Genomic DNA, 21,322 nt, shown 5'->3' with positions numbered 1-21,322 from the left:
CGCAAAAGAGGGGACAGCTCAGGTGAAAATCGGAACACCCAAGGAAGTGTTCGAGGGCGAAAACCGCGTGGCGATGACGCCCGACAGCGCCCGACAGCTCCAGAAACTCGGATATGACTGCCTGATCGAAACCGGCGCCGGTGAAAAGGCAGGGTTCTCGGACGCGCTCTACGAGGAAGCCGGCGTTACGGTTATCAAGACCCCCGCCGCCCTGTGGAAAGAGGCCGATATCGTCGCCAAGGTGCGCCAGCCCGACGGTGGCGAATTGAAACGCCTGCGCGAAGGTCAAACCCTGATCTCCTTCTTCAATCCCGCTGCCAACGAAGAGGGCATGGAAGCGGCGAAGAAAAAGGGCGCCAACGTCATCGCGATGGAAATGGTGCCGCGGATTTCCCGCGCGCAGAAGATGGACGCACTGTCCTCGATGGCAAATATCGCGGGCTACCGCGCCGTAATCGAAGCGGGCAACAACTTCGGCCGCTTCTTCACCGGTCAGGTCACCGCCGCTGGAAAGGTGCCGCCCGCCAAGGTGTTGGTCGTCGGCGCCGGTGTGGCCGGTCTTGCCGCCATCGGCACATCGACCTCTCTTGGCGCCATCACCTACGCCTTCGACGTGCGCCCGGAAGTGGCCGAGCAGGTTGAATCCATGGGCGCGGAATTTGTCTTCCTCGACTTCGAGGAAGAGCAGCAAGACGGCTCGGCCACTGGCGGCTATGCCTCTGTATCCTCACCGGAATTCGCCGCGGCCCAACTTGCCAAGTTCCGCGAACTGGCCCCCGATATCGACATCGTGATCACCACAGCGCTGATCCCGAACCGCGAGGCGCCAGAGCTCTGGACCAAGGACATGGTCGAGAGCATGAAGCCAGGCTCCGTCATCGTCGACCTCGCGGCCGAAAAGGGCGGTAACTGCAAGCTGACCGTCAAGGATGAGAAGATCGTCACCGACAACGGCGTGACCATCATCGGCTACACGGACTTCCCCAGTCGCATGGCGACACAGGCGTCCAACCTCTACGCCACCAACATCCGTCACATGATGACCGACCTGACCCCTGAAAAAGACGGTCAGATCGTGCACAACATGGAAGACGATGTGATCCGTGGTGCGACGGTGACCTACGAGAAGGAAATCACCTTCCCGCCACCGCCGCCCAAGGTGCAGGCCATCGCGGCCAAACCCAAGGAAAAGGCCAAGGAGCTGACGCCCGATGAAAAGAAGGCGCAGGAACTCGCGGCCTTCAAGGCGCAGACCAAGCAGCAGGTCACATTGCTGGCCGTAGGCGCGGCGCTTGTTCTGGGTGTCGGCCTCATCCCCGGCATGCCGGCAAGCTTCATGCAGCACTTCATCGTGTTCGTGCTCTCCGTCTTCATCGGGTTCCAGGTGATCTGGAACGTGGCGCACTCGCTGCACACACCGCTGATGGCTGTGACGAACGCGATCTCGTCGATCATCATTCTCGGCGCTCTGATCCAGATCGGATCTTCAAGCCTCTTGATCACGCTCCTTGCCGCGCTCGGCATCTTCATGGCCGCCGTCAACATCTTCGGTGGCTTCCTCGTGACACGGCGCATGCTCGCCATGTTCCAGAAATCCTAAGGGGCAGAGGCAATGGAAAACGCATTCACCATCGCGGCCTATGTTGTCGCCGCTGTTCTCTTCATCCTGTCGCTGGGTGGTCTGTCTGGTCAGGAAAGCGCCAAACGCGCCGTCTGGTATGGCATCGTGGGCATGGCCGTTGCGGTCATCGCAACGATGTTCGGCCCCGGTTCAGGCCTCTGGCTCGCCTCACTGGTCCTGATCGCAGGCGGTGCCGTGGTCGGCTACCAACTGGCGACCAAGGTCGAAATGACCCAGATGCCCGAGCTTGTGGCGATCATGCACTCGCTTGTTGGTCTGGCGGCTGTTTTTGTCGGCTTCAATGCTGACCTCATGATCAACTACGTGGGCAACATCTACGAGGCGCAGGGCCTTGTGATGGGCGCGGTCGGCGACGACGGCATCACCGCCATTGGACTTCCGAAAGAGGCCTACGACGGTCTTTCGGCGTTCGGTAAGCTCATCGCCAAGAAATCCTCGGTCGAGATCGGTATCCTTCGGGTCGAACTGGTCCTCGGTATCTGGATCGGCGCGGTGACCTTCACCGGCTCCGTCATCGCCTACGGCAAACTCGCAGGCAAGGTGGACAGCTCTGCCAAGAAACTGCCGGGCGGTCACCTTCTGAACGCAGGCGCTGCGGCCTTGTCGCTGCTTCTGGCCATCATGTACCTGGGCGGCTCGGGCAGCTGGACACTGGTCCTTCTGACGCTTCTGGCACTCTTCATCGGCTACCACCTGATCATGGGTATCGGCGGCGCCGACATGCCGGTCGTGGTGTCGATGCTGAACTCCTACTCGGGGTGGGCCGCTGCCGCGATCGGCTTCTCGCTGGGCAACGACCTCCTGATTGTGGTCGGTGCGCTCGTGGGCAGCTCCGGTGCGATCCTCAGCTACATCATGTGTAAGGCGATGAACCGCTCGTTCATCAGCGTGATCCTCGGTGGCTTCGGCGGCGCAGCGGGCGAACAAATGGCGGTCGAGGGCGAACAGATTGCCATCGACGCTGACGGGGTAGCCCAGGCGCTGGACGAAGCTGACAGCATCATCATCATTCCGGGGTACGGAATGGCGGTGGCGCAGGCACAGCAGAACGTGGCCGAGCTTACCCGCCGTCTGCGCGCCAAAGGCAAGGAAGTCCGCTTCGCGATCCACCCGGTCGCAGGCCGTCTTCCCGGCCACATGAACGTGCTTCTCGCCGAGGCGAAGGTGCCTTACGACATTGTGCTCGAAATGGACGAAATCAACGACGACTTCCCCGATACGGACGTCGCCATCGTCATCGGCTCGAACGACATCGTGAACCCGGCCGCACAGGACGATCCGAACTCGCCCATCGCCGGGATGCCGGTTCTGGAATGCTGGAAGGCCAAGCAGGTCTTCGTGTCCAAACGCGGGCAGGGCACCGGGTATTCGGGCATCGAGAACCCGCTCTTCTTCAAGGACAACACGCGGATGTTCTACGGCGACGCAAAGGCGTCGCTCGACACGCTGCTCGGCAAGATCAGCTGATCATTCCGAATAATCGAACAAAGGCCCCGCAACTCCTGCGGGGCCTTTTTTGTGGCCGAAGCAGCAGAAGTCACGAAACGGAACCTGCTCAAGCGGCGTGCTGATCCAAGACGACATCAGGCGGAAGGTAGTGCTCCGTCACTCCGGCTCGATCCGTTGCAACCATGCGGTCACCGTCGCATCGAGTGCCTCCCAATCGGTAAATTCGGCGTCCCAGTCGGGATCGACCTCCGGATCCTTCGCCTTGATAATCCGGCGCATTATGAACCGGCGGAAGACGTCATATTCCGACGGCTTGTACGCCCCGGCCACCTGCGCAACCTCACCCGGCGTCCACTGCGTCGCGTCCTTGAAATCGGCAAGGATCTTGTCAAGCGCGCGCCAATCCTCCGCCTCGTGGCCCGAGGCCGCCAGCGACACCGAGATCATAAGCGTCGGGATCGCATCCAGCGCCATCACGTGATCCGCCGCGAAATCCGACAGCACCCGCTGATAATGCCCCGCATGCACCGATCCGCCGAGCACCGCGCCGTCGAAACGGGCAAGATCGACGGATCCCGCATCCGTTAGTCCCATCATTTCGACGGAATGCCCCAGATCAACACAGCGATCCGCGACGTACTGCGCGATCTTGCGGGTTTGTCCTTCATTCGTCGCGTAGCCAATGAACAGTTTCATGGATGTCCTCCAGATGTGCTCTGGCCCTTCGAGCGTCACGTGATGTGGCGCTCCGGGCACAGATCGAATCCTAGCGTGATGCCGTCCATGCCGCTTTGAGCCACCGCAAAACTGCATCAGATTCCCGATCTTCCGCGGATTTCCCGCACGCACAGCTTCCAGACATCCAAGGACAGGGTGCAAAAAATGCGTGCTGCATACAGTAGAATACCGGTAAAATATTGAATAGAAACAAATTTTTCTTTACTTGACGCCCGGGCGCGCCTACCTGACCCTTACAGTTAACAGGTGCGTACATGTCCCCGATTGAAGATCATCCGCTGCGATACCCGCTCTCGAACGAGCTGCACGCCCGCCCGTTCCCGTCGCTCGAAGCGCCGTGTCGTGCGATCTATCTAGCCATCAAGAAACCCAAGGCCGCGGCGGCGCGCGACAAGGCTGATGATCTCAATCACCTGATCGCCTTGCTTGACCGGTACGGCACCACCCACCCGCAACCCGGCGCCACGCATTTTTCGGGTCAGATCGGGCAGCATACGCTGAAATGGGAACAACATACGGAGTTTGTGACCTACACGGTCTTCATCAACGGTGTTTCGGAACGTCCGTTTGACCCCACGGATATCTCGGTCTTTCCCGAGGACTGGCTTTCCACCGCCCCCGGTGTTCGGATCACCTCGGCCCTGATCCGGGTCGAGGAGCGCCCCGACGACGCCAAGATAAGTGAAAACCTCTCGAACTGGTTCGTCCCGGAAAGCCTTGCCGTCAGCCGCGTGCTCGACGATGACGCCATCTGCTGCGGCGACTTCCGGATCGATCCGGCTGGCCATCTGCGCTTTGGCGTCTTCGTCACGCCTGGCATCGGCCGGCGCCGCGTCGGTCGCATCGTGCAGCGCCTGTGCGAGATCGAGACTTACAAGACCATGTCGATGCTCGGGTTCACCCGCGTCCGTGAGCTTGGTCCGAGGATGGGCGAGATCGACAACGAACTCACGCGCCTGATGACGGCCATGACCCAGGGCGACGGGCAGGAAGAAGATCGGCTGAAAGCCCTCCTTGCGGTGTCGGCCGAACTGGAAAGCCTGTCGGCCCAGACCTCATTCCGCTTTGGCGCGACCGGAGCCTATGAGGCGATCGTTGCGCAGCGAATCTCGGTCCTGCGCGAAGAACGTTTCGAAGGTCGCCAGACCTTTGCAGAATTCATGACCCGCCGCTACGATCCAGCGATGCGCACCGTGAAAAGCGCCGAACGCCGCCTGTCTGCCATGGCGGAACGGGCGGTGCGGGCCGGGGACCTTTTGCGAACGCGTGTCGAAGTCGCCCGCTCGGCCCAGAACCAACAGCTCCTCGAAAGCATGAACCAGCGCGCCGACATGCAATTGCGCCTGCAAAAAACGGTGGAAGGCCTGTCCGTGGTCGCGATCAGCTACTACGCCGTGTCGCTTGCGGGCTACCTGCTTTATCCGGTGGCCGGCATGCTGGGCATCACGCGCGGCGCGTTGACGGGGCTTGTGACCATCCCGGTGGTGTTGCTTGTTTGGCTGGCGATCCGACGTATCCGCAAAGTGGTAGAGCAGGGCGGTCCCGACATGTAGCCGGCGTTTCCGGTGACGGAAACGCGCGTCCGCTACCGGAGGATCTTCACGTCGACCTCGGCTCCAAGGGATGCGGCCAGCGACTGAAGCCGCGCTTGCGCAACCTCGCCGTAAAGCGGCACAGAAGCCTTGGTCAGTTTCAGCCGCAGAAGCTTCTTGCGTGGCTTCCATTCCAGAGCCGTGCCATCTGCGCTCGCGTCCGACATCCATAACATCGCCCCGAAACGCAGCGCTTTGCCCAGAACTTCGGCCTCTTGCGTTGCGGTTTCGGACAAAAGCTCTTCGAGGTCTTCAAACCGCGTGCCTTCGCGCTTGTTCTTGTAGCGATGCAGCAGCGCCAACCCCAGAAACACGCGCTCGGAATGCTTTAAACCGCCAAGGTTGGCCCGCGTCGCGTTATCGAAACAGGTCTCTGCGCGGTAATCGGGATGCGCACGCCAGCTCACGTCGTGCAACAGGCACGCCGCCTTGATCAGCCGCATGCGCGCCGCGTCCGAGCGCGAGAACAGCGGCATCACGAACTTGAAGAGCTTCTTGCCAAATCCGGGCAACCGAGCGTCTTTCGCCTCAGCAAAGCGGCAGGCTTCGATCAGCGGATCGCGATCCCGCAGCTCTTGCGGCATCTGTTCGTAGAGCAGCCCTTCCCGAATGCCGTAGCTTGAAATCGCGATGTCCTTCGGGCTGAAGGTCTGCACCAATCGCTTCAACACTTCGGACGCGTAGGGCACCAGCTCCATCCGGGCCGAAGACACCCCACAGGCCTGGCGCAGCTCTTCCAGATCGCTCGACTTGATGAACTTCACCGTCTGGCTGACCGATTTCCGGTTCATCCGGTATTCATGCAGCACGTGCAGCGGATACCCTCGGCGATACATGTCGATCCGCGCAATCGCCCGCCATGAGCCGCCCACAAGGAACAGCCGGTCACGCTGTGCGCCCATGTGCTCGGCCAGCTTGGCCATCACCTCTTTGATATGCGCGTCGCGCCCCTTGTATCCGCCCTTGACGTCGCGCAGCTTGAGCGGCCCGAGGTTCGAACTGATGCGCCGCCCGACGCGACCCTCCGAGATCTCGGCCAGTTCCATCGACGATCCACCGATATCGCAGACGAGCCCGTAGCTGCCCGGCCAACCCAAAAGCACGCCTTGTGCCGACAGCCGTGCCTCTTCCTCACCGCCGATCACCCAGATGCGCAACCCAGTCTCGCGCAGCACGTCTTCGCGGAACTCGGGACCGTCCTCTGCTTCGCGCACGGCGGCGGTGGCGACCACGGTCAGGGGCGGGAGGTTCATGCCTTCGGCCAGCGCGTGGAACCTTTTCAGCGCCTGCAGCGCGCGGTCCCGACCCTGGGGGTTCAATCGCCCGGTGTCCGACATGCCTGCGCCAAGCGCGCACATCAGTTTTTCGTTGTAAAAGTAGGCAGGCGATCGCGCCGCGCCGTCAAAGACCACAAGACGGACCGAGTTCGATCCGATATCGACCACGCCCACCCGGCTTAGCGCGCGGGCTTTAGGGTCGTTGAACAGGGGCCGTCCGAAGAGGCTCGTAGAGTCGTATTCGGATGTGGCAGTCCCGTCCATAACGCCTCTCGATCAGGTCGCGCGCACCGTTGCAAAGCCACGCCCGCAGGTCAAGTTTCGACCTTTGGGTGCGGCAACAAATGCTGGCTAAGGGAACATGGTCCGGCCTCAGGTGTTTAAGTCTGGAGAGACGAAAGGACATACCATGTCACATCGCACATCAGCCGCCGCCGCTACATCGGCCCATGTCAACGATCTGAGCACTTCGAAAGAGGTGCGTGCCGGCCCAGGAGATGCGGGCCGTCAGGCGCGCCCGGAACGGCTTCCCGAACGCTCGGGCGATCGCGAAAAGGGCCGCACGGCCATAAGACTCTTTGCGGTTCTGTGTGCTGTCGGTGCCGCCGTTTGGCTGATCCTGCAACTCGCTGGGTGACGGACCCGGTTTACTCTTCGGTATGGGTCAGCTTCGGCACGTCCGATGCGCCGGCCGATCCGCGGCCGGACAACGACGGGTTCTCCATAAAGAACCGGTGGCAATTGAAAGCAAACGCGCCGTCCTCCCATGTCGCCCGCTCGAAATGCCCTTCGGGCCGCATGATCCAGCTTTGCGCTACATCTGCGAGGTTGGCGGCCATGATCTGGCTGACGATCTGCGCCTTCACTGTAGCGTTCTCGATCTCGATCAGTGTCTCGACCCGTCGATTGAGGTTCCGCCCCATCCAGTCCGCCGAAGACATGAAGACGCGAGCCCTCTTGTGCGGAAGGCCAAATCCGTTCCCAAAACAGATGATCCGCGAGTGTTCCAGAAACCGTCCGACAATGGACTTCACGCGGATGTTCTCGCTCAGACCCTTCACACCAGGTCGCAGTCCGCAAATCCCCCGCACAACGCAATCGATCTGCACCCCCGCCTGAGAGGCGGCATAAAGCGCGTCGATCATGTCAGGCTCGATCAACGAATTCATCTTCAACCAGATTTGCGCCGGTTTGCCCGCCTTGGCGTGCTCAATCTCCGCCTCTATCAAGTCCAGCATCAACGGTTTCAGCGAATGCGGTGAAATCGCTAGATTTTCCAACCCCTCGGGTTCCGCGTATCCGGACAGGTAGTTGAACACCTTCGTGGCATCGCGCCCAAGCGTCGCATCGCATGTAAAGAAACTGAGATCAGTATAGATGGTCGCCGTAATCGGGTGATAGTTGCCCGTGCCGAAATGAGTATAGGTCACGAGCCTATCGCCCTCGCGCCGCACCACGACAGAGATCTTGGCGTGCGTTTTCCAGTCGAGGAACCCGTAAACCACGTGTGCCCCGGCGCGTTCGAGCTGTCGCGACTGACGGATGTTCGCAGCTTCATCGAACCGTGCCTTCAACTCCACAAGCGCTGTAACGGATTTGCCATCCTCCGCCGCTTCGCAAAGCGCCGCCACGATGGGCGACTGCCGCGAGGTGCGGTACAAGGTCTGCTTGATCGCCACAACATCGGGGTCGCGGGCCGCTTGTGTCAGGAACCGCACCACCATGTCGAAGGTCTCGTAGGGGTGGTGCAGCAGCATGTCCTTCTGCCGGATCGCCGCGAACATGTCGCCGTCGAAATCCTGCACCCGTTCCGGCACCCGTGGCGTGAAACTCGGCCACAAGAGATCGGGCCGCTCGTCCAACACCAGTTCCTTGAGGTCTGCGGCGCCCAACATGCCGGTCAGTTCGATCACGTCGTCCTCGCGGACCCGCAATTCGCGCATGACGGTCTCGCGCAGCCCTTTCGGCGCCCCGGCCGAGATCGTCAGCCGCACAACCTCACCACGGCGCCGCCGCTTCAACGCAACCTCGAATTCGCGCACAAGGTCCTCGGCCTCTTCCTCGACCTCAATATCGCTGTCCCGCAACACCCGGAACCCGAAGTGATCGCGCAGTTTGTAGCCCGGAAACAGCCGGTCGAAATGCATCAGAAGCACGTCTTCAAGAAAGATGAAGCGCCGCCCGCCATCCTCTGCGGGCAGGGCGACGAACCGCTCCACCTGCGCGGGGATGGGCAGCAGGGCCTGCAACGACGTCTTGTCCTTGCGCCGCTCCAGTTGCAGGGCAAGGCAATAGCCATTGTTGGCGATGAACGGGAACGGATGCGCCGGGTCGATCGCCAAGGGTGACAAAACCGGAAAGACGCGATTCAGAAACACCTCGCCGAGATGCTCCAGATCTTCTTCGGTCACCGCGTCGCGATGGACGATGCAAATTCCTTCTGCCTCCATCTGCTCGCGCAGCTCGGCCAAAACCCGTTGCTGCGAGGCCATGAGCTTTCGCGCGTCCTCGTTGATCAGCACAAGCTGCTCGGCCGGGGACAGCCCGTCCGCTGCCGGTGTCGTGTTACCCGCCTGCGCCAATTCCCGCAGACCGGCCACGCGCACGGTATAGAACTCGTCCAGATTGGTGGCCGAGATCGACAGGAAGCGCAGTCGTTCCAAGAGCGGCACACGCGGGTTCTCGGCCTCTTCCAGCACCCGCCAGTTGAAGCCAAGCCAGGACAGCTCACGGTTCACGAAACGCCGTGGACTGCCCAAATCCAGATCCGGGAACTCGGTCGGCGCGGGGCGGGGGGCTTTCAGATAGTCGGCGGCGTTCATGGGCGTCCCTTAAGGGCGAAAAGTGACACAGAGGTGACGGATCAGAAGAGCCGCTATTCTGGCGCGGTTTCGTCCGGGAATTCAAGCTCTGCCAATGCCTGACGGGCGAGCGTCCGGGTCACACCCTTCGGAGTGCCCAGTGCCGCGCGGTCCAGATGCGCCACAACCTGACCCGCCGCGGCAAAAGATCGGGGCATCCAGCGCACGAGATATGGGATCACATCGGCCAGAGGTACGATCTGACGGTCGGCGAACAGTTTGGCCAAAACCGCCGACAACAGGATGTCATCGGGCGGTGATACCTTGGCCACGGTGGTCGCCACCATCCGGCTGACCAGGTCCGGCAGGTCCAACCCCCAGACGCTCGGCACCGATGTGGCGGTCATCAAAAGGGTGTACCCATTCGCCAGCACCAGATTATGCAGGTGGAACAGGGCCTCTTCGGCGGTCCGATCCCCCGCGACGCGTTCGACATCCTCAACGCAGACCGACCCGGAACAGACGCCTGCCATGTCCAATTGGCCAAGGTCGCGCGACGCCACCATTCGCGCACCGCTCTCCGCGCACCAGACATGCGCCAGATGCGTCTTGCCTGCGCCTTCCGGCCCGACCAAAAGCAGCTTGCCCTCGGGCCAGTGCGGCCAGGTATCGACCAGCCCCAAAGCCACCGCGTTGCTTTCGGTCACGTAAAAATCGCCCCGTCCCAGCGCGGGCCGCGCCGGAATATCAAATTTCATTTGTTGGTGCATCACTCCGGGTCCTGATCACTCAACCCGCGATACAGCCGGCTCGATTTGTACTGGTCCGCCGCGAACCGCGCGACCACGCCAATCGCCGCCGCGACCGGCACTGCCACCAGCATGCCGACAAAGCCGAAAAGCGTCCCGAAGACCGACAGCGCCAGAATGAGCCAGACAGGGTGCAGTCCGACGGACGACCCCACAAGCTTGGGCGTCAGCACATTGCCCTCGATCACCTGGCCCAGCACAAAGACACCGGCCACAAGCGCAATCGACACCCAATCGCCCCAGAACTGGAACAGCGCCAGACCGATCGCGAGCGCCCCGCCAATCAGCGCGCCCAGGTAGGGGATGAAGGTCACCAGACCGGCCACGAATCCGACAACCAGACCGAACTGCAGACCGATCATCATCAGAGCGACGGCGTAATACGTGCCGAGGATGATACAAACGGTACCCATGCCGCGAATGAAACTCGCCAGCGTCCTGTCGATATCGGCGGCCAGTCTGCGGATCGTCGGCGCATGATCGCGTGGCAACAGCTCGTCGATCCGGGACACCATCCGGTCCCAATCCAGAAGCAGGTACACCGAAACCACCGGCACGATCACGAAGAGCATGACGATATTGATGATCCCCGCGGCCGAGCTCAGCACCGTGTTGAGAAGCTCTCCACCCCGCGCCTGAATGGTCTCGCCCACAGACACCAGCGACTGCCGCAGCGGGCTTTCCACATCCATGATGTCCGGGAACCGCGCGATCAGGAAATCGCGCAGGTTGCCAAAGACCGTCGGCGCCACGTTGAACAGATCCACCGCCTGATCCACCAGCGCCGGTATGACCAGCAAAAGCAGGATCACGAAGGCAAGGATGCAGACCACCGTGATGATCAACGTCGCCGTCACCCGGCTCAGCCCCATCTTCTCCAACCGGTCCGCCACCGGATCGAGGAAATAGGCAATCGCCCCGCCCAGCACGAAGGGCAAGAGCACGTCCCCCAGGAACCACAGCACCACCGCAAACACGGCCGCCGCGACGCCCCAATATTTCAACTGATCCCGTGCCGGGAGTGCCATGTGCCCTGCCTCTCTGGCTTTGGTCCTACATCGCGCCTTGTTGCCCGGGTTTCAAGTTTTGCGCGAGAAGAGATTTTTGAATTTCCCGGGTTTGCGTGTCTTTTTGGGCGGTTCGGGACAATGGACGTCTCTTTGTGCGTGAACGATTACACTGTGTCCGTCGTCGCTACGGCACGCGAGCACTGACCTAGCGCCTTTGACGAAGATTACACGATTAGGCATCAACAGCAGACGCAGTGCTTTTGCGTATCTTCGCAGTACAGCCTCAGCATTTAAACCACCTTCGGGACCCGTTGCCAAAATCAGGAACGGAAGTGCTGGGTTCGCGGTAGGAGCCGTTGAGGAACTCGCTGCGTCGGGCGCGGTGTAGCCCAATTTGGCGCACCACTCCTCGTTGAATTGGACGTCACCGCTCATATGCGCTGCAGCCATCCTTTCCAGACCACTGCTAATCATTATAGCGGCACCGCAACTGGTCAATCCCGAGACGGCCACGGCTTCGGCTTTTCCGGTGTCGACCCAGCCACTGTAATTCCCGGAACTGAATTCGCTGATGACTAGGTGCACTCCGCCGTGTATCGAAGAACTCCCCGGACAATTGGAAGAGATGTCAATGACACTCGACCAATGCCCCGGCAATGACGCGGCCAGCCTATTCGGCATACCGCGTGGGATGACAAACGTCACTGAAGGTTTTTCTGTGGTTAGTTGAAACGCCATCGGGCGAAACGTAACCGGGTTTATTCACACTGCCAACTCCAAGAACTCGGGTTGCACTGCGCGTTCGTAGCTTTGGACTGCTTTGAACCGACCGTCGGTCTTGTCCGAATTCACCCAACCAGCTAGGACAACCCAAACGCCAAAGTGAGAACACCCATGCGCCTGTCCCGCTACTTCCTGCCTGTCCTCAAAGAAACGCCCGCCGAGGCGCAGATTGTGAGCCACCGCCTGATGCTGCGCGCAGGGATGATCAAGCAGGCCAGCGCAGGCATCTACTCGTGGCTGCCGCTGGGCTACAAGGTGCTGAAAAACATCGAAAACATCGTGCACGAGGAACAGGTGCGCGCGGGCCATATCCCGATGCTGATGCCGACGCTGCAATCGGCGGACCTTTGGCGCGAATCCGGGCGCTACGATGCCTACGGCCCCGAAATGCTCCGCGTCCGCGACCGACACGACCGTGACATGCTCTACGGCCCCACCAACGAAGAGCTGATCACCGACATCTTCCGCAGCCATGTCAGCAGCTACAAGGACCTGCCGCTGACGCTCTACCACATCCAGTGGAAATTCCGCGACGAGATCCGTCCGCGTTTCGGCGTCATGCGCGGCCGCGAATTCCTGATGAAGGATGGCTACAATTTCGACCTCACCAAGGAAGACGCGCTGCACGCCTACAATCGTCACCTTGTCAGCTACCTGCGCACTTACGAACGCATGGGTCTGCAAGCGATCCCGATGCGCGCCGATTCAGGTCCCATCGGCGGTGACGATACCCACGAATTCCTCGTGCTTGCCGAAACGGGCGAATCCGAAGTGTTCTACGACAGCGAGATCACCGATCTGAAATTCGGTGACCGCGAGATCGACTACGACAACGTGGACCAGTGCCAGGCCGTGCTCGAAGAATTCACCTCGCGCTACGCGCGCACCGATGAAACCCATGACCAGGCGGAGTTCGCCAAGGTTCCCGCCGACCGCCAGCGCACAGCGCGCGGCATCGAGGTTGGCCAAATCTTCTACTTCGGCACAAAATACTCGGACGCCATGGGGGCGAACGTTGCTGACGCGGACGGCAACCGAGTGCCGGTCCATATGGGCTCGCACGGCATCGGCGTCAGCCGCCTTTTGGGCGCAATCATCGAAGCCAGCCATGACGACAACGGCATCATCTGGCCCGAAGGCGTGACCCCGTTCCACTGCGGTATCGTCAACCTGCGGCAAGGCGATGAACAGGCGGACGCTGCCTGCGACGCGCTCTATGCCAGCCTCACCGCGCTGGGACTGGAGCCGCTCTACGACGACCGCGATGAACGGGCAGGGGGCAAGTTTGCCACCATGGACCTGATCGGTCTGCCCTGGCGCATCACCGTCGGCCCACGAGGGCTCAAGAACGGCGTGGTCGAATTGACCTCCCGCCGCACCGGCGAAAGCGAAGAACTGCCGCCCGAGCAGGCCGTCGCACGGGTCGCGGAAATCTACGGCAAGGCCACCGCCTGATGTACCTCCGCGCCGCCGCAATCCTCGTCTGGATCGCGTGCGGCGCAACGGCGCAAACCGCCAATGGCGTCGCGGATGCGGTGCAGGGCTGGCTGACGGAACGGGACGCCTCGGGCGTCGTGGCGATGCAATCCCCGGACGGCGCGATCCAAACCATTGATCTTGGTCTGCCCACGGCTCGGCCGGTCGAACTGGCCAGCCTGTCGAAAGCCATCACGGCGGTCTGCGTTGCCGATCTTGTCGCGGACAGAAAACTGCGCTGGGCCGATCCGGTGTCGCTTTTCGTGCCCGGGTTCGACGAGATGACCGTCGGAGACCTCGTCACCCACGAAAGCGGCGTCATAGAGGACGCGACCCAGCGCCACATGAGCGCCTGGCTGGGCGATCCACGGCACCGGGCAGATGCAATCGTGACCAAGATGCGCACGCGCAAAGCGCCACAGGGCCCGCAGGACGTCCATGTCTACTCGAACGACAATTTCGCACTGCTTGCCCTCGTGATCGAAAACGTGACGCAAGACACGTACGAGGCGGCCTGCCGCGCCCGTGTGCTGGACACAGCCGGGGTGGCGGCGGCGCCGTCGCCGGTCTCGGGCGCATTTCTGTCCTGGGGCGGCTGGTCAATGACCGCCGACGACTATCTCCGCTTTCATGCGCACTGGTTCGACACATCCGATCCCACGCGCGACGAACCCATGGCCGATCTCGGCGGGGGTGCGGTCTACGAACGCGGCATGCTGGCGCGCAGCATGAGGGGCGGGTCGAATTACTGGCATTTCGGCGCGCTCTGTTTTCCCGAAAGGCTCAACGTGGGCAGCTACGTGGTCGGGTTCTTCAATGGCTGGCGGGTTGTGGTCGCTTACGACGCCTGTGTGGAGTGGGAGGCGATGGTCGCCCTCGATGCCGCGATCGTGCAGGCGATCTTCGCGGCGGATTGATCAAAGGGAGGTGTTTGCGGCCATGCCAACGCGAGGACGCGTCCGCGCATCCTCAGACCGCCGCGCTCACCTCTGCAACGATCGTGTCCACCACCTCGGTCAGCAGCCCCTCGTCCTCGCATTCCGCCATCACGCGGATCAACGGCTCGGTCCCCGACTTTCGGATGAGTAACCGCCCGCTGCCGTTCAACCGGGCCTCGGCATCCGCAATGGCCGACTGCACCGATTGCGCCTCCAGCGGCGTCGCGCCCGCCGCATAGCGCACGTTCTTCAGAAGTTGCGGCACCGGGTCAAAACTCCGCGCCAAGACGCTTGCGGGCTGCTCGGTGCGGCACATCTCGGCCAGGAATTGCAGCGCGGCCATAAGCCCGTCGCCGGTTGTGGCGAAATCGGTCATCACGATATGGCCGGATTGCTCCCCACCCAGGTTCCAGCCGCCCCGCCGCATTGCCTCGACGACATAGCGGTCCCCGACACCAGTCCGTTCCAGCCGCAGCCCGCGACCGTCGAGAAACCGCTCCAGCCCAAGGTTCGACATCACCGTCGCCACCAGCACGCCATCGCGCAGACGCTCTTCCTCGGCCCATCGCGCGGCCATCAGCGCCATGATCTGGTCGCCATCCGCGACCTGGCCGGTCTCATCGATCAGGATCACGCGATCCGCGTCACCATCGAGGCAGATGCCGATATCCGCCCCATGCGCAATCACGGCTGCGGCAGCCAGTTGCGGATTGGTCGATCCGCAGCCTTCGTTGATATTCGTCCCGTTCGGCGTCACACCGAAGGGAATGACTTCCGCGCCCAGTTCCCAAAGAACTTCCGGCGCGGCCTTGTAGGCAGCGCCGTTCGCGCAATCGAGAACCACCTTCAGGCCGTCCAGACGCATGCCCGCCGGAAAGGTCGATTTCACCCGCTCTTGGTAACGGAACCGACCATCGTCGATCCGCTTGGCACGGCCGATATTGCTGGCCTGCGCAGGCTCCACGCCGGTGTCGATCAACGCCTCGATCTCGGCCTCATCCGCATCCGACAGCTTGAACCCGTCGGGGCCGAAGAATTTGATGCCGTTGTCATTGGCCGGGTTGTGGCTGGCCGAAATCATGATGCCCAGATCGGCGCGCATGGAGGGCGTCAGCAAACCGACGGCGGGCGTCGGCACGGGGCCCAGGAGCAGCACGTTCATGCCCGTTGAAGTCAGCCCGGCGGTCAGTGCGTTTTCGAACATGTAGCCTGAAAGGCGCGTATCTTTCCCGATAACAACGCGGTGTACGCCTCTGGAATCGCTTCGAAAATGCCGGCCGACGGCGGCACCGATCCGCACTGCCATCTCAACGGTCATCGGATGAATGTTGGCCGTGCCGCGCACCCCGTCGGTTCCGAAAAGCTTCCGCACCATCAGATCTCTCCAAAGTCTACCGCGCGCCAGAGCGCCAGGGCCTGCGCCGTTTCGGGCACATCATGCACCCTCAGAATCTGCACCCCTTGTGCCGCCGCATGCAAGGCCACCGATACCGATCCGGCCACACGTGTGTCCGCGATGTCAGCGCCGGAAATCGTGCCAATGAATTTCTTGCGCGACGCGCCCAAAAGGATCGCGCATCCAAGGCTGTGGAACAGCGAAATATCCCGCAAAAGCGACAGGTTATGGTCCAACGTCTTTCCGAACCCGATGCCGGGGTCGACAACGATCTGCGACCGAGCAAGACCCAGCCCCTCCAGAAACGCGATCCGCGCTTCGAGGAAATCGTACACGTCAAAGCGTACATCATCGTATTGCGGCGCGTTTTGCATCGTCTGGGGATCGCCCTGCGCATGCATCACACAGACCGGCACGCCGCGCTTTGCGCAAAGCGGCGCAAGGTTCGCGTCGAAGGTAAAGCCCGACACGTCGTTCACCAGCGCCGCGCCCGCGTCCAATGCACGTTCCGCGACCGCCGCCTTCCGTGTGTCGATCGAAATCGCCACATCCAACCCGGCATGGATAACCGAGATCGGATGCACGACACGGGAGATCTCTTCGTCGACGTCCACGGTGTCCGCACCCGGCCGCGTGCTTTCGCCGCCGACGTCGATGATCCCGGCCCCCGCCGCGACCATGGCACGCGCTTGGTCAACCGCATCGTCTGTGTCGGCAAACCGCCCGCCGTCCGAAAAGCTGTCTGGCGTGACATTCAAGATCCCCATCAGGACAGGGCGCCGCAGATCGCATTCGGCGACCGGCGCGCGCCGCGCGGTCAGGCGATCCAGAACATCAGTCGGCAGATCCGCCGGGGCCAGAACCTCGACGTCGCCCTCGCGCGTCATCGCAAGGATGTCGGAAAACCAAAGCGCGCCGCCGGCCAATGGCACGGCAGACATCGGGCGGTCGATCGCGGCACGCGGCAAAGCTCGGTAGTAGGTGGTCATGGCGCTTGCATGATCCGCAATCGGGATTTTGGCAACTGCTTAAAGCAGGCTTTCGCCGACACCGATGTTGCGAATTGAAACATCCGTATGGCCGGGTGCGTCGGACCCAATCACCAAGAGCTCACAGGCCTCCATTTCGGCCGCAAACCATGCGGTGAGGTCAACCGCATCGGTGGGGGCCGCGTCCGGTCCGTCGACCGCATCCAGCACGATCTTCGATGGGGCCCAGATGCAGACCTGGCCATTCTTCATCGCCCAGTCGAGCTCTGTTCGCGTGGCCACCACCTTGCAGCGCGTGTCCCGCGCCGCCAGAACCCAGCCGTTCTGTTCGATGGCCAGAAGATCGATCCGTCGTTGCGCCAGCGGATGCCCGACCTCGGGCCGCGGGCCATCTGGCAGGCCAACACTGAGAATCAACGGGGCGTCTTCTGCTGACAATTGGTCGATCCAGCCATGCATGTACTCCGATGCAATCGCCGCATTGGAGACATAGACGATCCGCGGGTGCGGTCGCTCCTGGCTTTGATCCTGAGCCGCGTCGGTCAGGTCGGATCGAGATCGAACGATTTCCACGCCAAGAGCGCCGGGACCGCGATCCAGTTTTTCGATCCGCACGAAGGCACGCAATGCTTGCGGTTCCAGAAGAATACGCTCCGCAATGCGTTCGGCCAGCGTCTCCAGCAGGTTCAGGCGTTCCGCCGCAAGCTCTGTCGCGATGGCCTCGGTGACCCGATCATAGGACAGGATACGGTCCACATCGTCGTCGATATGTCCCACGATCGGTTGCACTTCCACGACGACGTTAAAGCACACACGTTGCGTCGTGCCGCGTTCGGCCTGAAAGGCGCCGATCTCGACATCGACGATGTGGTCCCGCAACGAGATACGATCAACCGGCCCATCGTCTGCCGTCGCAATGGCGCGTTCGGAAGGGTGCGCGAAGGCAAGGCGAATTTCTGAACTCATGCGGCACCCTCCAGTTCCGTGCTCACAGAACCGCTACCATCCTCGCGCCCACAAAAAAATGCCGCGAAGGGGCGCTTTTCGTCCCACTCGCGACATTTGCTGGCCTGGAGGCGCGACGTCAGCTTGAGCTGCTGACCCGCCAGGTGTGCCGGTAGAAGAGGTGAACCCCGTAATGCGCGGTGCGTGTATACGTCCGCGACCAGCGCGGGCGTACCGCTGTCGTGTGATAATGTGTGGCGCCATCGGTCAGGTTCATCGGCGCGATGCCGTCCAGAATGGCACGCGCCACCTTACCCACACGCTCCCAGGCGCGGGGCTCGTGAATGCGTTCAGGAAGGCCGTCACAGGTATAGGTGAATTGGCAGGCGTATTTCCGCCCGGTGCCTTGATTGATCACGCCACAAACCGTGTCCGGGAAGCGCGCACTTTTGACACGATTCATGATGACTTCCGCCACCGCGAACTGGCCTTTGACGGTCTCGCCGCGTGCTTCAAAGTACAGCGCTTCGGCCAGGCACTCCCATTGCGCGCCACCCTTGGCGCGGGGCTGTGCATTCAGCCATGAGGTGTTGTAGATCGCGGATTTGCGGGAAACAGGGGTGACCAGCGAAGTCAGGTGGGATTGCCCGGCAGCGCGCAATCCATTTTGTTCCTGTTTAAGAAGGGATTGCGCGGCGTCGTTCGCGCGCTCGGCCAGCGCAGGTGTTGTCAGGCTGAAGGCAGCCAGGAGTATTGCAAACAATCTCGACATAACGAGTGTTGATCTCGCAACGTTAGGGGTGGCGACACGTGCAGATTTCGGGCAGTGGCGCGCAGACGGGGGGCTGTTACAGAAAAATTAAGTTTTCCACAAGCTTACGGGTCATGCATAAAGCGCATGTCCGCTGACCGCCTCGGAATTGGGGCGAAATCTAGGCGCAAGTGTGGCGCCGGCTACTTCATCTTGTCGGCCAACGCAAGCTGTGCGGCAGCCAGTCGCGCCACCGGAACACGGAAGGGAGAGCAGCTCACATAGTCGAATCCGGCCTCCCGACAGAAGGCAATTGATTCGGTATGCGCCGCATGTTCCCCGCAAATGGACAAAACCACGTTCGGACGGGCACTTCGACCCCTCTCTACACCCAGGCGCAACAACTCGCCGACGCCCTCGGTATCGAGGATGTGAAACGGATCTTCTTCGAACACACCCTGACGCACATATTCCGACATGAACCGCCCCGCATCATCCCGCGACAGGCCGTAAGCCATCTGGGTCAGGTCATTGGTGCCAAAACTCAGGAAATGCGTGTGCTCGGCGATGTCACCCGCGCGAAGACAGGCGCGGGGCGTTTCCACCATCACGCCCAGCCGGTAGCTGAAATCGGCGTCTTTCTCGGTCCGTACCGCCGCAGCGACGGCCTCGATACGCCCGCGCACGAGTTCCACTTCGCGCTTGGCCGACACCAGCGGGACCATGATCTCGGGCACAATCGGCGTGCCGCTCTTATTGGAGTGGACCGTGGCCTCGAAAATCGCGCGCGCCTGCATGTCATAAATCTCGGGCACAGAGATCCCCAACCGCACCCCTCGCATGCCCAACATCGGATTGTACTCGGCAAGACTGTCGATCCGCCGGGTCACATCGCTGACCGGGATGTCCAGCGCGTCCGCAAGCTCACGCTGCCCGGACCGGCTTGTCGGCAGGAACTCGTGCAGGGGCGGGTCGAACAGACGGATACAGACAGGTTGGCCCTGCATGATCTGGAACAGCTCGATAAAATCGGCGCGCTGCATCGGTAGCACCAGTTCAAGCGCCGCCGCCCGGTCCTTCGGATCGCGTGCGAAGATCATCTCGCGCATCGGGGTGAGGCGTTCCGGCTCAAAGAACATGTGCTCGGTCCGGCAAAGCCCGATCCCCTGCGCGCGAAAGTGCAAGGCTGTCTTTGCATCCGCCGGCGTATCCGCATTGGCGCGCACGCCGATGTCGCGTTCGGCGTCGGCCCAGCTCATGAAGGTGCGGAACGTATCATCCAGATTGGCCTCGATCATCTTGACCGACCCGGCCAGAACCTGACCGCTGCTGCCATCGATGGTGATCTCGTCACCTTCCCTCAAGACGCGACCGTCCGCAGACGTCAGCGTCCGACGCTTGATCTGAAACCGCATGCTAGTTGCGCCCACCACGCAGGGCAGGCCAAGCCCTCGGCCAATCACCGCAGCATGGCTTGTCATGCCGCCGCGCTCGGTCAACACAGCCGCCGCCACGTTCATGCCCCGGATGTCTTCCGGGCTGGTCTCGCGGCGCACCAGCACGCAAGGTTCTCCGCGCGCGGCACTGGCTTGCGCCGCTTCCGAGGTAAAGACGATCTTGCCGGTCGCCGCGCCGGGGCTGGCCGCGATTCCAGTGCCCAGCACATCACGAGGGCTCGACGCCGCCACCTGACGGTGCAACAGCTCTGACAGGGCGCGCGGTTCGATCCGCATCACTGCGTCCTGTTTGGTGATGATGCCGTCTTCGGCCAACCGCACCACGATTTTCAACGCCGCCCGTGCGCTGCGTTCCACGCGCACCCCATCAAGAATGTGCAGCTTTCCGTCTTCGATCGTGAATTCGATCTGCATCTCTTCGCGCAGCTTGCGCCGCATCAGAGCAGCATGGTCCTTCAACGCCGCAAAGGCCTCCGGGGCCAGTTCCTCCAAAGACGGCCCGCGCGGATCCTTTTCGAGGTAGATCGACTCCGACCGCCGGTCCAACGCCTCGCGCCCCTGGCTCTGGCTTAGGTACCGCCCGGTGATCTGGGGCAGGCCGGTTTCGGAATTGACCAATTGCAACACGCCAGAGCCACAGGCACCCGTGCCCAGCCCAAGCGCCATCTGCTGCACGACCAGCCCCAGCCCCGCATCGACCGGTGCGCCCTTCGCCTGCCGCAAAAGCCGCGCCGTCGTGCCTTCCCAAGCCCGCGCCATGGATCGCAGGATCTCGGCCAGTTGTACTGCCGGATCTTGCGGGAACGGTTCCTCGGCTTCGTCCTCGTAGACACTCAACGCTTTGGCCAAGGCTTTCGACCCGGTGCCGCTGATGCCGTCGAACACTTCCGCGTCAAGCCGCGCCACATCGATCGCGTAGTTCTGGATAAACCGCAGATAGATCTCTGTCGCGGCATCCTTGCCGATCCGCTCACACAGGATCGCGTGGCGGTCATCATTCATGCCGATATTCAGGATCGCGCCCGGCCCACCCCAATCCGGATCCTCGGACGAGGGCCGCACACACAAAAGCGCATCCGACGGAAATTTCTCAAGAATTTCGCGAACATCCGGGCGATAGCCGCTTGCTAGCTTGTGGACAGATGCAAAGGATAACGCGATGGTCGTGGGCACCGGCAGATCAAGCCGCACCAAGCGCTGCAAGCATTTCGCCCGCCCGCCATGGGTCGGCGTCGCCATCGGCGACGTCGGTGTGATCAGTGTCACATC

The 21,322-nt window shown here is 61.9% G+C and carries 16 protein-coding genes; 6 read left to right on the top strand and 10 right to left on the bottom strand.

Features of this window, described 5'->3' with window-relative positions; translation table 11 throughout:
* Window positions 1-22 precede the first annotated feature (22 nt).
* Both BUA42_RS15030 and BUA42_RS15025 read left to right on the top strand, forming a co-directional pair.
* The gene (locus BUA42_RS15030; protein ID WP_072779351.1) at window positions 23-1,600 is read left to right on the top strand and encodes a Re/Si-specific NAD(P)(+) transhydrogenase subunit alpha; all 1,578 of its coding nucleotides are present in this window, start codon (window positions 23-25) and stop codon (window positions 1,598-1,600) included.
* 12 nt (window positions 1,601-1,612) lie between these two features.
* Window positions 1,613-3,109 carry an NAD(P)(+) transhydrogenase (Re/Si-specific) subunit beta gene (locus BUA42_RS15025; protein ID WP_072779109.1) on the top strand — a complete coding sequence of 499 codons (1,497 nt, stop codon included), beginning with the start codon at window positions 1,613-1,615 and terminating at the stop codon, window positions 3,107-3,109.
* 138 nt (window positions 3,110-3,247) lie between these two features.
* Here the strand turns inward: BUA42_RS15025 and BUA42_RS15020 are convergent, their stop codons facing one another.
* On the bottom strand, window positions 3,248-3,787 hold the full coding sequence (locus tag BUA42_RS15020) for a flavodoxin domain-containing protein (RefSeq protein WP_072779108.1): 540 nt from the start codon (window positions 3,785-3,787) through the stop codon (window positions 3,248-3,250).
* 296 nt (window positions 3,788-4,083) lie between these two features.
* On the opposite strand from BUA42_RS15020, the gene BUA42_RS15015 reads away from it, so the two are divergent.
* Window positions 4,084-5,382, top strand: a complete 1,299-nt coding sequence (locus tag BUA42_RS15015; RefSeq protein WP_072779107.1) for a DUF3422 family protein — start codon at window positions 4,084-4,086, stop codon at window positions 5,380-5,382.
* A gap of 32 nt (window positions 5,383-5,414) precedes the next feature.
* Here the strand turns inward: BUA42_RS15015 and BUA42_RS15010 are convergent, their stop codons facing one another.
* The gene (locus BUA42_RS15010) at window positions 5,415-6,962 is read right to left on the bottom strand and encodes a Ppx/GppA family phosphatase (RefSeq protein WP_072779106.1); all 1,548 of its coding nucleotides are present in this window, start codon (window positions 6,960-6,962) and stop codon (window positions 5,415-5,417) included.
* A 145-nt stretch (window positions 6,963-7,107) separates the two neighbouring features.
* Between BUA42_RS15010 and BUA42_RS15005 the strand changes: the two genes are divergently transcribed.
* Window positions 7,108-7,335, top strand: a complete 228-nt coding sequence (locus BUA42_RS15005; protein WP_072779105.1) for a hypothetical protein — start codon at window positions 7,108-7,110, stop codon at window positions 7,333-7,335.
* Between the two features lie 10 nt (window positions 7,336-7,345).
* Here BUA42_RS15005 and BUA42_RS15000 read toward each other — a convergent pair whose 3' ends face one another.
* The 3 genes from BUA42_RS15000 to BUA42_RS14990 are packed head-to-tail and all read right to left on the bottom strand — an operon-like array spanning window position 7,346 to window position 11,336.
* Window positions 7,346-9,520, bottom strand: a complete 2,175-nt coding sequence (locus BUA42_RS15000) for an RNA degradosome polyphosphate kinase (RefSeq protein ID WP_072779104.1) — start codon at window positions 9,518-9,520, stop codon at window positions 7,346-7,348.
* A 53-nt stretch (window positions 9,521-9,573) separates the two neighbouring features.
* Entirely contained in the window at window positions 9,574-10,257 is a 684-nt protein-coding gene (locus tag BUA42_RS14995; RefSeq protein ID WP_245819027.1) for a P-loop NTPase family protein, read from the bottom strand.
* Window positions 10,258-10,268: 11 nt separating this feature from the next.
* Window positions 10,269-11,336, bottom strand: coding sequence for an AI-2E family transporter (locus BUA42_RS14990; RefSeq protein ID WP_072779102.1), 1,068 nt, complete (start codon window positions 11,334-11,336; stop codon window positions 10,269-10,271).
* 876 nt (window positions 11,337-12,212) lie between these two features.
* On the opposite strand from BUA42_RS14990, the gene proS reads away from it, so the two are divergent.
* Window positions 12,213-13,556, top strand: coding sequence for a proline--tRNA ligase (gene proS, locus BUA42_RS14985; RefSeq protein ID WP_072779101.1), 1,344 nt, complete (start codon window positions 12,213-12,215; stop codon window positions 13,554-13,556).
* Window positions 13,556-14,494, top strand: a complete 939-nt coding sequence (locus BUA42_RS14980) for a serine hydrolase domain-containing protein (RefSeq protein ID WP_072779100.1) — start codon at window positions 13,556-13,558, stop codon at window positions 14,492-14,494. Before proS ends, BUA42_RS14980 begins: the two co-directional genes overlap by 1 nt.
* A 52-nt stretch (window positions 14,495-14,546) precedes the next feature.
* Here the strand turns inward: BUA42_RS14980 and glmM are convergent, their stop codons facing one another.
* From glmM to BUA42_RS14955, 5 genes are all read right to left on the bottom strand, one after another.
* Window positions 14,547-15,890, bottom strand: coding sequence for a phosphoglucosamine mutase (glmM, locus tag BUA42_RS14975; protein WP_072779099.1), 1,344 nt, complete (start codon window positions 15,888-15,890; stop codon window positions 14,547-14,549).
* Window positions 15,890-16,900 (bottom strand): dihydropteroate synthase, encoded by a 1,011-nt coding sequence (gene folP / locus BUA42_RS14970; protein ID WP_072779098.1) that lies wholly within the window; start codon window positions 16,898-16,900, stop codon window positions 15,890-15,892. Before folP ends, glmM begins: the two co-directional genes overlap by 1 nt.
* A 39-nt stretch (window positions 16,901-16,939) precedes the next feature.
* Entirely contained in the window at window positions 16,940-17,866 is a 927-nt protein-coding gene (locus tag BUA42_RS14965; protein WP_072779097.1) for a dihydroneopterin aldolase, read from the bottom strand.
* A 118-nt stretch (window positions 17,867-17,984) separates the two neighbouring features.
* Window positions 17,985-18,617, bottom strand: coding sequence for a cell wall hydrolase (locus tag BUA42_RS14960; protein WP_072779096.1), 633 nt, complete (start codon window positions 18,615-18,617; stop codon window positions 17,985-17,987).
* A 182-nt stretch (window positions 18,618-18,799) separates the two neighbouring features.
* Complete coding sequence (locus BUA42_RS14955; RefSeq protein WP_072779350.1) at window positions 18,800-21,292, bottom strand: putative PEP-binding protein; 2,493 nt, start codon at window positions 21,290-21,292, stop codon at window positions 18,800-18,802.
* Window positions 21,293-21,322: the final 30 nt, after the last annotated feature.

The sequence above is a fragment of the Marivita hallyeonensis genome (genome assembly GCF_900129875.1).
GTDB lineage: Bacteria > Pseudomonadota > Alphaproteobacteria > Rhodobacterales > Rhodobacteraceae > Marivita > Marivita hallyeonensis.
Note: the sequence above shows the minus strand (reverse complement) of the source record. Positions and strands in the feature narration are given on the sequence as shown.

Excerpts from the sequence above, each read along its gene's own strand:
- BUA42_RS15025 (WP_072779109.1), top strand. The coding sequence starts at position 1,613 with ATGGAAAACGCATTCACCATCGCGGCCTATGTTGTCGCCGCTGTTCTC.
- BUA42_RS15020 (WP_072779108.1), bottom strand. The coding sequence starts at position 3,787 with ATGAAACTGTTCATTGGCTACGCGACGAATGAAGGACAAACCCGCAAG.
- BUA42_RS15015 (WP_072779107.1), top strand. The coding sequence starts at position 4,084 with ATGTCCCCGATTGAAGATCATCCGCTGCGATACCCGCTCTCGAACGAG.
- BUA42_RS15010 (WP_072779106.1), bottom strand. The coding sequence starts at position 6,962 with ATGGACGGGACTGCCACATCCGAATACGACTCTACGAGCCTCTTCGGA.
- BUA42_RS15005 (WP_072779105.1), top strand. The coding sequence starts at position 7,108 with ATGTCACATCGCACATCAGCCGCCGCCGCTACATCGGCCCATGTCAAC.
- BUA42_RS15000 (WP_072779104.1), bottom strand. The coding sequence starts at position 9,520 with ATGAACGCCGCCGACTATCTGAAAGCCCCCCGCCCCGCGCCGACCGAG.
- BUA42_RS14995 (WP_245819027.1), bottom strand. The coding sequence starts at position 10,257 with ATGAAATTTGATATTCCGGCGCGGCCCGCGCTGGGACGGGGCGATTTT.
- BUA42_RS14990 (WP_072779102.1), bottom strand. The coding sequence starts at position 11,336 with ATGGCACTCCCGGCACGGGATCAGTTGAAATATTGGGGCGTCGCGGCG.
- proS (WP_072779101.1), top strand. The coding sequence starts at position 12,213 with ATGCGCCTGTCCCGCTACTTCCTGCCTGTCCTCAAAGAAACGCCCGCC.
- BUA42_RS14980 (WP_072779100.1), top strand. The coding sequence starts at position 13,556 with ATGTACCTCCGCGCCGCCGCAATCCTCGTCTGGATCGCGTGCGGCGCA.
- glmM (WP_072779099.1), bottom strand. The coding sequence starts at position 15,890 with ATGGTGCGGAAGCTTTTCGGAACCGACGGGGTGCGCGGCACGGCCAAC.
- folP (WP_072779098.1), bottom strand. The coding sequence starts at position 16,900 with ATGACCACCTACTACCGAGCTTTGCCGCGTGCCGCGATCGACCGCCCG.
- BUA42_RS14965 (WP_072779097.1), bottom strand. The coding sequence starts at position 17,866 with ATGAGTTCAGAAATTCGCCTTGCCTTCGCGCACCCTTCCGAACGCGCC.
- BUA42_RS14960 (WP_072779096.1), bottom strand. The coding sequence starts at position 18,617 with ATGTCGAGATTGTTTGCAATACTCCTGGCTGCCTTCAGCCTGACAACA.
- BUA42_RS14955 (WP_072779350.1), bottom strand. The coding sequence starts at position 21,292 with ATGGCGACGCCGACCCATGGCGGGCGGGCGAAATGCTTGCAGCGCTTG.